2 protein-coding genes are annotated in these 1,291 nt (G+C 77.0%); both read left to right on the top strand.

Annotated elements, in window-relative coordinates; genetic code table 11:
• A partial coding sequence (locus ABZ371_RS32685; protein ID WP_358686580.1) for a tetratricopeptide repeat protein occupies positions 1-1,035 on the top strand: 1,035 nt, incomplete at its 5' end.
• A 2-nt stretch (positions 1,036-1,037) separates the two neighbouring features.
• Positions 1,038-1,291 (top strand): zinc-ribbon domain-containing protein (locus tag ABZ371_RS32680; protein ID WP_358686578.1); only part of this gene is annotated, 254 nt, incomplete at its 3' end.

Here is a 1,291-nt window from a genome sequence, read left to right as displayed (position 1 = left end):
CCTCCGGCGCCGCCGGTCGTCCCGGCCCCCCGCCCTCCGCTGCCCCCTCCCCCGCCGGTCGCGCACGCGTCCCGCGGGCCCCGGCTCGCGGCCCTCGACGCGCGGGCGACCGCCCTCGCCCTGCCGGTGCCGCGGGTCGACGCGAACGATCCGAACGCGGGATTCCTCGCCGGACTGATGGCCTCGGCGCCCGCCGAGCTGATCTCGGCCCTCCACGCGGTGCCCGCCGCCTCACCGGAGACCCGGCTGCGGGAGCTGCGCGCCCTCCTGGAGACGGACGAGGCCGACTCCGCCGTCCGGGCGCTGACGGCCCTGGAGGCGCAGCATCCGGACGACTGGCGGGTCGTGTGGTACCGCGGTGTCACCTCGCTGGTGACCGGTGACGACGAGAACGCGGCGCTGTCCTTCGACGCGGTCTACGACGCCTTCCCGGGCGAGCCGGCGCCCAAGCTCGCGCTGGGCGTCTGCGCGGAGGTGCTGGGCCAGCTGGACAACGCCGCCGAGTACTACCGCCTGGTGTGGGCGACCGACCCGGGTTTCGTCAGCGCCGCTTTCGGGCTGGCCCGGGTGCAGATCGCCGCGGGCGACCGGACCGGGGCCGTGCGGACGCTGGAGTCCGTACCGGAGGCCTCGATCCACTACACGGCGGCCCGGGTGGCCTCGGTGCGGGCGCGGCTGCGCGGACGCGACCCGCGCGAACCGCTGCTCGACGACCTGTCGGCCGCCGCGGACCAGGTGACGGCACTGCGGGAGTACGGCCTGGACGCCGTGCGCCGCGAGCAGTTGTCGGCCGAGGTGCTGGGCACGGGGCTCGACTGGGTACTCTCCGGTAGTCCCTCCGCCGGGCCCTCGGCTCCGGTCTCCCCCGCGGCCGGGGAGGCACGGACGCTGCTGGGCAGCGAGCTGGACGAGCGGGGCCTCAGATTCGGCCTCGAACGCTCGTACCGGATGCTCGCCCGGCTCGCTCAGCGGGAGGACGAGCGGATCGAACTGGTGGAGCGGGCCAACCGCTTCCGCCCCCGGACCTGGGTGTGAAGATGTCACAGAGCCACCAGCGGGCCTCCTTGCCGGGGTGCCCCAGCTGCGAGGAACCGCTGGAGCCGGGCGACCTGTTCTGCGGTGCCTGCGGTTACGACCTCTCGGCCGTCCCCGCGCCCCCGGCCGACCGGCCGACGGTCGCCGTCACGCTCCCGGCACAGGGCGCGGGGGCGCAGGGCGCCGGGGCGCGGCAGCGGGCGGGAGCGGGGGGCGCGGGGCCGGGGGAGTGGCCGGCCGCCCCCGAGGGCGTCAG

This window comes from Streptomyces sp. NPDC005899, assembly GCF_040629645.1.
Classification (GTDB): Bacteria; Actinomycetota; Actinomycetes; order Streptomycetales; family Streptomycetaceae; genus Streptomyces.
This window is presented reverse-complemented; position numbering and strand designations above follow the sequence as displayed.